The sequence below is a fragment of the Pontibacter aquaedesilientis genome, from assembly GCF_014773225.1.
GTDB lineage: Bacteria > Bacteroidota > Bacteroidia > Cytophagales > Hymenobacteraceae > Pontibacter > Pontibacter aquaedesilientis.
Genome location: NZ_JACXAJ010000009.1, coordinates 160,361 through 169,487, shown reverse-complemented (window position 1 = coordinate 169,487; position 9,127 = coordinate 160,361). Strand labels below are relative to the sequence as shown.

General features: G+C 46.0%; 7 protein-coding genes. 2 read left to right on the top strand and 5 right to left on the bottom strand.

The window, feature by feature from the left end; genetic code table 11:
• On the top strand, positions 1 to 258 hold a 258-nt coding region (locus H9Q13_RS18065; protein WP_224744329.1), incomplete at its 5' end, for a hypothetical protein.
• 134 nt (positions 259 to 392) lie between these two features.
• Here the strand turns inward: H9Q13_RS18065 and aspA are convergent.
• The 5 genes from aspA to H9Q13_RS15815 all read right to left on the bottom strand — a co-directional run bounded on the left by aspA (position 393) and on the right by H9Q13_RS15815 (position 6,009).
• Positions 393 to 1,802 carry an aspartate ammonia-lyase gene (gene aspA, locus H9Q13_RS15835; protein WP_191184780.1) on the bottom strand — a complete coding sequence of 470 codons (1,410 nt, stop codon included), beginning with the start codon at positions 1,800 to 1,802 and terminating at the stop codon, positions 393 to 395.
• A gap of 40 nt (positions 1,803 to 1,842) precedes the next feature.
• Positions 1,843 to 3,024 (bottom strand): ribonuclease D, encoded by a 1,182-nt coding sequence (locus tag H9Q13_RS15830; RefSeq protein ID WP_191184779.1) that lies wholly within the window; start codon positions 3,022 to 3,024, stop codon positions 1,843 to 1,845.
• A gap of 149 nt (positions 3,025 to 3,173) precedes the next feature.
• The gene (locus tag H9Q13_RS15825; protein WP_191184778.1) at positions 3,174 to 3,395 is read right to left on the bottom strand and encodes a hypothetical protein; all 222 of its coding nucleotides are present in this window, start codon (positions 3,393 to 3,395) and stop codon (positions 3,174 to 3,176) included.
• A gap of 330 nt (positions 3,396 to 3,725) precedes the next feature.
• Positions 3,726 to 5,453: a M28 family metallopeptidase gene (locus H9Q13_RS15820; protein WP_191184777.1), complete on the bottom strand. Its 1,728-nt coding sequence runs from the start codon at positions 5,451 to 5,453 to the stop codon at positions 3,726 to 3,728.
• Positions 5,454 to 5,529: 76 nt separating this feature from the next.
• Positions 5,530 to 6,009, bottom strand: a complete 480-nt coding sequence (locus tag H9Q13_RS15815; protein ID WP_191184776.1) for a very short patch repair endonuclease — start codon at positions 6,007 to 6,009, stop codon at positions 5,530 to 5,532.
• A 276-nt stretch (positions 6,010 to 6,285) separates the two neighbouring features.
• On the opposite strand from H9Q13_RS15815, the gene H9Q13_RS15810 reads away from it, so the two are divergent.
• A complete protein-coding gene (locus H9Q13_RS15810) occupies positions 6,286 to 9,042 on the top strand; it encodes a 2-oxoglutarate dehydrogenase E1 component (protein WP_191184775.1) in 2,757 nt (918 codons plus the stop codon).
• Positions 9,043 to 9,127: the final 85 nt, after the last annotated feature.

Below are 9,127 nucleotides of genomic sequence, written 5' to 3'. Positions count from 1 at the left end.
AACAGAGAAGTTAAGCCCGGCTGCGCCGATGGTACTGGGGTCACACCCGGGAGAGTAGGTGGCCGCCAACCCCAACAACAGGACGGCCCCCGTTTCGCAAGAGACGGGGGCCGTTCCGCGTTTGAGCCAAACCCAACCCCATCCGGCCAAACCAAATCCAACCGACGCCGCGCCAGGGCGACACGACAGGCCAGGCCAAAACCGGTAAGCAGTACAGGGGAAACGATGAAACCGTCAGGCTTTGCATGCAGAAGTTAGCGAAGGTTGGAAGGGCTTCCCAGTTCCACCCCATACAGGCAAGTTTGACTATGTACGCTATGTAAATATCCCATAAACAAAAGAGGCGCTCCCTAAACGGAGCGCCTCTTTTGTTTATGGGAACCTAAATAAGTTTAGATATTGATAAACTTTGGATGAATTAAGTTCTCAATAGAGAATATTTCATCCCATTTTGCTTGAGTAATTCTCTTTCGCTCAAGTACGGTTATTTCATGAATAGATTTGCCAGTTGTAAGTGCTTCCTTCGCAATAGAAGCCGACTCCTCATAACCTAAAATAGGATTGAGCGATGTTACGATGCCTATACTATTCATCACCATGTTCTTGCATATTTCTTCATTAGCTGTTATACCATCCACACATTTCGCCTGTAAGGTATAGCATGCATTTTCCAAGTATGTCAATGAGCTGAAGAGACTGTAAGCAATAACTGGCTCCATTACATTTAATTGTAATTGACCTGCCTCTGCAGCCATCGTGATGGTCATATCTGCTCCTATGACATAATAGGCAGTTTGATTAACTACCTCAGGTATAACCGGGTTTACTTTGCCAGGCATAATAGATGAGCCTGGTTGCATACGAGGAAGGTTGATTTCGTTGAAACCAGCTCTTGGTCCAGATGACAGTAAGCGAAGATCATTACAAATTTTAGATACTTTAACAGCACATCGCTTCAAGACACCCGATACTTGTACATAGGCTCCAGTGTCGCAAGTGGCCTCAATTAAGTCCTCTGCCAGCACGACAGGTATACCTGTAATTTCTCGCAATATATCAGTTACTAATAGTGGGTATCCTTCCGGAGCATTAATCGAGGTGCCAATAGCAGTAGCTCCCATATTGATCTCGCAAATCAACATTTTAACCTCACTCAGACGCTGAATGTCTTCCCTTATAGTTGTGGAGAAACCATGAAATTCTGCTCCAAGCGTCATAGGTACAGCATCCTGTAACTGAGTGCGCCCCATTTTCAATACTTCCTGAAACTCTTCTCCTTTGCGACCAAAGGATTGCTGAAGTGCTTCTAAGCTTTGCATAAAGCTTTGTATTTTCCAGTATAGCGCTATTCTGAATGCCGTAGGGTAGGCATCATTGGTCGACTGGGAGCAGTTAACGTGATTATTTGGATGCAAAAAGTTATAAGTCCCTTTTGCATGGCCCATATGCTCCAATCCAATGTTGGCGATCACTTCGTTTACATTCATATTAACAGAGGTGCCTGCCCCACCCTGGATCATATCTGTTACAAACTGATCTAAGTATTCACCATCAATTAACCTGTCACATGCAATACAGATAGCATCTGTTACTTCCTTGCTTATAACGCCACACTTGTGGTTGGCTATTGCCGCCGCTTTCTTTACATAAGCAAAAGCTTTTATAAATAATGGTTCTTTAGAGATCGGGATGCCAGTTATATGAAAATTCTCAAGTGCTCTCGAAGTTTGAATACCGTAATATACTTCACTGGGAATTTCTTTTTCCCCTAGAAAGTCGTGTTCCGTTCTAAATGTGTTCATGCTTAGTGATAGGTATTTTCTGTATTAGGTATAAGAAGATCTAGTTCTTCGGGGCAGCGGGTTCCATGACAGGTATATCTATACCTAGCTCACTGGCTGTTTGAAGGACAATATCAGTTGCATATTTTTTGGAGCAGCGGAGTCGGCCGGTTTGACTATAATCTGTTATTAAGCTTTGGTTAATGATTAATTTAGAAGCATACTCTCCATATTTAGCAACAATTTTCTGTTGCACTTCTGTTAGAAGCTCTTTGCGTCTTTCAGTCTCAGGAGTGCGCATTGGGCGATGAAAACGATGCTCTGGATAATCATCACTGATGTTATTCGCTTTTGCGGCCTTCTTTGTGTTTTCCAGCGCCTCCTTTAATAAGCGCTCATTTTTAGGTTTCTTTAGGCCACCGTGTATTCCTTTAGTATGGTTTAACCATTCATGAATATCTGCATTCGGATTGTTGGCTAAGTCTACTAACGCATCGTTAGGTATAACATAAGGTGCTGGTTTGTTGAATTCCTGTGCCAATTCATCTCGAAACGCATAAAGCCCTTTTAAGATATACTGCTGATAGTAATTGAGTCGGAAAGCTTGTTTTAGCCGCAAATGTGGGTTTTCAGGCTCCGTGAACTTAAGCTGCTCCAGCAAATGGTTTTCCTCTTCCAGCCAATGGCTGCGTCCCTCTTTCTCAATCGCTTCCAGTAACTTCGCTTTAATTTTGTGCAGGTAGATAACATCTATCGCAGCATAACGCAGTTGATCTTCCGTTAACGGGCGCTTATTCCAGTTACTGGATTGTTGTGATTTGTCTATTTCTGTATTGAATTCTTCTTTAAGGACAGTCGCTAAGGAAGAGCGCTCATAATTTATAACTTTGGCAGCAACATCTGTATCCACTACGTTTTTAATGTGGCAGCCGAGTTTGTCAAGCAGTAGAATATCGTTATTAGAGTGATGTATGATTTTGGCAATAGCTGGATTCTCGATGATTGCAAATAACGGACTAAGATCATCGATGTAAAAAGGGTCTATAATATAGCATGTGCCATTACCGTCTGCAATTTGTATAAGGCACAGATTGAATCCGTAGGTATAACGGTTTTGGTCAAATTCTAAGTCAAGGGCGAGCTCCTGATGCTGCTGCAGATGAGCAACTGCATTTCGCAATGCTTCGTCAGAGGCAACCAATATAATAGCTATGCCATCCTCTGTTAAAGGTAAGTTTTCCATCTGCTAAATTTAACAAGTATTACGCCATATCCGCATAAGAAGGCCTTTTTCTTTTACATATATAGTTTCCCTTAAATGCATAGGTATAAAAAAGAGGTCCTTACCATTTGATTGGTAAGGACCTCTTTTACTTAATTATCTATATAAGATTACTGGATAGGTCTTTCTTCAGGAATTTCATCAGCAACACCGTCATTTACGGTTGTATCCATAACGGTTGTAGTGTCAGCTTCCATGTCCATGTCGGCATCCATGTCAGTTTCTATTTCTTCGATACGCTCGGTTTCTGTAGTCGTATTGGTTTCAGAATTACATGCTGTAAAAGCGAAGAATGCGAATGCGGCGAAAGCTAATTTTATGGTCTTTTTCATAATACTTCAAATTTTGTTAAAAAAGCAAATTTGTACTTATTTATTCTGGTTATACGAAAAGGTAACCCTTGGAATATGTTTTTTTAGATACTATTTAAGTGGTCGCGTTTTAAATGGGTGTTAATCAATGGTATTTAAGAGTGATTGTGTGGTTAGCGTTTATGATAGCTTCAGCGCTATTTAAGTTGATTTATTAAATTTTATAATTATTCTAATTGCCTGCTTGTTGCTGCTGATGATTTATGACAATAATGAGACCTGAGCTTTCATAGCTGCCAATAAAAAAGGCACCTCTTTGGAGGTGCCTTTAAGTTTTTCCTGACTCAAGCCCTATTTGGATTTGGAAAGGGAACTATCACGTTTGGCCTTAAATTCCGATTTAGGTCGCCATTCAGGATACGTATCACCATTGGCTACGCGATAGCCAACCCGGAAGAACAAGCGCAGATCTTCCACAGCGCCATCCAGGTTCCAATCTTCCCGCACTTCGTCGCTCACTTTATGGTAATGGTCAGCAGTATACTGCTCTTGCTTTTTGGTAATATAATCAGCGGGCTGGTTACGGGCTATAATACCTGACTTGGCGTACAGGGCTGGCACGCCTTGCTTCGCAAACTCAAAATGGTCGGAACGATAAAAGGAGCCTTTCTCAGGTGAAGCCTCCGGTACGATGCGCCTGTTTTGTGAGCGGGATTCTTCCGCCAGTATATCCTCTAAGGACGAGTTGCCATATCCAATCACAATTACATCCTCGGTTGGATGGTAGGCATTCAGTACGTCCATGTTGATGTTGGCGAGCGTCCTGTTAAGCGGGTATAGCGGATTAGCAGCATAGTATTTTGAGCCTAGTAATCCTTTCTCTTCAGCTGTCACGGCCAGGAACAGGATAGAGCGGTTCGGTTTTTCAGGTAGTTTTGTGAAAGCCTTCGCCAGTTCAATTAAGCCGGCAGTGCCGCTGGCATTGTCCATAGCACCGTTGTAAATCTGGTCCCCCTGCAGTTTGTCGTCTTTGCCCAGATGGTCCCAGTGTGCGGTATAAACCACGTACTCCTCTTTAAGCTTTGGGTCTGAACCTTCTAGTTTAGCGATGATGTTCTGAGACTCAATTTCACGAAGTTTATTCTTGAGTGTGAAATTAGCTTTGGCATTTAAGGCAACAGGCTTGAATCCTTTATTGGCAGCTGCACGCTTGAGTTGCTCAAAGTTATTGCCCGCCGCGGAGAAGAGTTCTTTTGCCTTGGCTTCTGTAATCCAGGACTCCACGGCCACGCGATCCATGTTTTTGCCGGGGTTGCTGATGTCAAAATTCTCCCGGCTCCAGCTACCCGATACTACTTCGTAAGGATAGCCTGCAGGTCCAGTCTCGTGGATGATGATGGCGGCGGCAGCACCTTTCTCTGCAGCAATCTCATACTTATAAGTCCAGCGGCCATAATAGGTCATGGCTTTGCCGCCAAAAATGGTGCTGTCAAGTTGATCGGCATTGTCGGGTCTAGGTATAGGCGGGTCATTAATGAGCATGACAATGGTCTTGCCCTTCACGTCTATACCTTTGTAGTCGTCCCAGCCATATTCCGGCGCCACAATGCCATAACCCACAAACACTATATCAGAGTTGTTTACGTTCACGTCCGGCACGAAACGGCGCGACACGGCTACGTAATCATCCGGGAAATTAAGGTTAATGGTTTTGCCTCCCGCCGTGAAACTGGCCTTAGGTTGCGCTGTGAAGCCAAACATAGGCACTTTTTGCACATACGTACCATTCGGGTTACCGGGCTGCAGGCCTAACTTTTTGAATTCGCGGGTAAGGTAGTTCACAGTGGAATCTTCACCGGCTGTGCCAGGGCTACGCCCTTCGTAGGCATCGGACGCCAGCACTTTGATATGCTGTAGCAGATCGTTGGCATTTATACTTTGCAGTGCGGGCTGCAGGTTGGTGCTATCGCTTGCCGTCACCTGATTCTCATCCGCAGTTTCGGCTACTTGCCTGGCGTTTTCGCTGCAGGCGAAGGCCGTCAGGCTTAGAAAAGCCAGGCCGACTATTTTTTTCTTCATAGGGTATAGCTAGGTGTTAAGGTACTGAAGATAATACTTTTATTCGTGCCTATAGTTACGCGACAGTGGAATTTAATCAGGCAGCAAGCTCCCAACTGCCAGGAACCCCGCGGTGCAATTCCCGGATCAGGCGCAGGCAACTATCCAGGTCTTGCCGAAGCTGGCACTCCCATATCACCACCCGCTGCCATCCAGCCTCTCGGTACATGGCTTTATAACGCTCATCGCGCAATTGATTGTTAGTAAACTTTTCTTCCCAGAACTGTAGATTGGACTTAGGGAAAGCAGGCTGACAATAGGGGCATCGGTGCCAAAAGCAACCATGCACAAATATGGCAAGACGTCGTGCCGGGTAACAAATGTCGGGCTTGCCAGGAGCTTTACGCCAATGCACCCGATAACCGCGTAAGCCGTTGTTCCAAAGTATACTGCGCAGCAACAATTCCGGCTTTGTGTTACGAGCCTTGTTGCCTCGCATGTAGCGGGTTATTTTCTCTTGGGCTGTAAGCGGGACAGGCTTCGCGCTATATTTTTTGGGTTTCTTTTTGGCGGTCAAAGTTGATTTCGTAGAATGCTCTAGGTTAAACAAACTACCAGAGCCGGAAGTGCCTGAATTGTTCCGGTTTCATAACAATGTAGGAGACAAAAGTGCTTATTATGTGATGTAAACTAGCCCTGTTTTTTCCCTAACATTAATCATGTGCTATATAGAGGTCTTGAATACAATCTTAGGTGGTTGATTGATAGGTGTATTTGCTTATGCGAATTCATGAAGTTTGATTTGTTATAAATACTCTTAACTTTGCCTTTACACACAGCCGTAAATTGAATTATGGATAAATATACCTACATCGCAAATGCGCACGGGGCCTATATTGATGAACTCTATAAGTCTTATCAGCAGGACCCGGAGTCAGTAGACTTTGGATGGCGCAAATTCTTTGAGGGCTTTGAGTTCTCAACTGCTTATAACGAAAACGGTCATGAGAAAGAGGGTGCCCCAGTGGCTGCCCCTGCCAAAGCCACGGTTGCAGCAGGCGAATCGGATAAAGAAGTAGCGGTACGCAACTTTATATACGCTTACCGCAGCCGCGGACACCTGCGCTCCAAAACCAACCCGGTGCGTGAGCGCAAAGACCGCAAGGCATTGCTGGACCTGGCAGATTTTGGTCTTTCTGAAGCAGATCTGGATACTGTTTTTCAGGTTGGTGAGATCATCGGTATCGGACCTGCCAAACTGCGCGATATAGTGGCGGCTGTGCAGAAGATATACGAAGGCCCGATCGGCTATGAGTACATGTATATCCGTGATCCGGAGATGCTCTCTTGGCTACAAAACAAGATCGAGAATGAGTCTCTTAATTTCAACCCAGGCATTGAGTACAAAAAGCGCATTCTTTCTAAGCTGAACGAAGCGGTTGTATTTGAGAACTTCCTGCACACAAAATTCTTAGGCCAGAAACGTTTCTCACTGGAAGGTGGCGAAACGACTATACCTGCCCTGGATGCCATCATCGATAAAGCCTCTGAGCTTGGCGCAAAAGAGGTAGTGATAGGGATGGCGCACCGAGGCCGCCTGAATGTGCTGGCCAACATCATGGGCAAGACCTATGAGCAGATTTTCTCTGAGTTCGAAGGGACAGCCGTGCCGGACCTGACCATGGGTGATGGTGATGTAAAGTACCATATGGGCTTCTCGTCTGAAGTTGACACCCCATCTGGCAATAAAGTGAATTTGAAGCTGGCGCCGAACCCATCGCACCTTGAGGCAGTGAACCCGGTAGTGGAAGGTTTTGTGCGTGCCAAGATCGATTGTATGTATGACCGGGATCCGAAGCAAATTGTACCGATCCTAATCCACGGCGACGCCGCTGTAGCTGGCCAAGGTATCGTGTATGAGGTAACCCAGATGGCCAAGCTGAAAGGCTACCAGACAGGAGGTACCATTCACTTTGTGATCAATAACCAGGTAGGTTTTACAACTGACTTCGAAGACGCCCGTTCTTCTATTTATAGCACCGATGTGGCTAAAATCATTGACGCGCCTGTACTGCACGTAAACGGTGACGATCCGGAGGCTGTGGTGTTTGCTGTGCGCCTGGCAACAGAATACCGTCAGAAGTTCGGCAACGATATCTTCATTGACATGGTGTGCTATCGCCGTCATGGCCACAACGAGGCGGACGAGCCGAAGTTCACGCAGCCACACCTTTATAACCTGATCTCGAAGCACCCGAATCCACGGGAGGTATACAACAAGGAACTGATCGGCCACGGTGAAATCAACGCTGAACTGGCTAAGTCTATGGACAAGGAGTTCCGTCAGATGTTGCAGGACCGCCTGGACATGGTGAAGCAAAAGCCGCTTCCTTACAACTACCAGACTTTGGAGAAGGAATGGAAAGAACTTCGTCGCTCGACTCCAGAAGACTTTAACCAGTCGCCTGAGACAGGTATAGCCCAGGAAGTGATCGACAAAGTAGGCAAGGCGCTTACAACTGTTCCGCAGGGTTTCAAGCCGCTCAAGCAGATTGAGAAGCTTCTGAAAGAGCGTAAAGACATGTTCTTTGAGAGCCGCCAACTGAACTGGGCTGCTGCCGAGTTGCTGGCCTATGGCTCTATTCTGGCAGAAGGACGGGTGGTGCGCCTGAGCGGACAGGATGTGCAACGTGGTACGTTCTCACACCGTCATGCGGTATTGCGCGACGCCAACACGAGCGCTCCATACTCTAACCTCGACCATATTCAGGAGGATCAGGTAAAGCTCGAAATCTACAACTCGCTCCTGTCAGAGTATGGCGTACTTGGTTTTGAGTTTGGCTATGCAATGGCTAACCCGAATGCGTTGGTTATATGGGAAGCACAGTTTGGTGACTTCGCCAACGGTGCGCAAGTAATGATCGACCAATTTATATCGGCCACAGAATCCAAGTGGCAGCGTATGAATGGTGTGGTGATGTTGCTGCCGCACGGCTATGAAGGTCAGGGACCGGAGCACTCCAATGCCCGTCCTGAGCGCTTCCTGCAACTGGCAGCCGAGAACAACATGTTCGTGACCAATATCACAACTCCTGCCAACTTCTTCCACTTCCTGCGTCGCCAGCTGGCCCTGCCGTTCCGCAAGCCAGCCATCAACATGGCGCCTAAGTCACTGCTACGCCACCCGGATGTGGTTTCTTCATTGGATGAGTTCACCCAAGGTGGTTTCAAAGAAGTGATCGGTGACAACTATGCTAATGCCAAGACAGTGAAGAAAGTATTGCTGTGCACTGGTAAGGTATATTTCGACCTGTTGGAAGAGCAGCAGAAAAACAAGCGTAAGGATGTAGCTATTATCCGGATGGAGCAGTTGGCACCGTTCCCGAAAGTGCAGCTGGAGGCCGAACTGAAAAAATATAAGAACGCGAAGGTATACTGGGTACAGGAAGAGCCGGAGAACATGGGCGGCTGGATGTATATCCTGCGTGTCATGCGAAACGGCGTGGAAGATGTAATAGCCCGTAAGCCAAGTGCTTCTCCTGCAACCGGATACAATAAAATACACGGCAAAGAGCAGTTAGATCTCGTTGAACGCGCGTTTGCTATTTAATGACTAGTCAATAATGGTTAATAAGTAATGATGAATGGACTGTGAGGTTTAATTATTCACTATTCATTCATCATTAATTATTAAT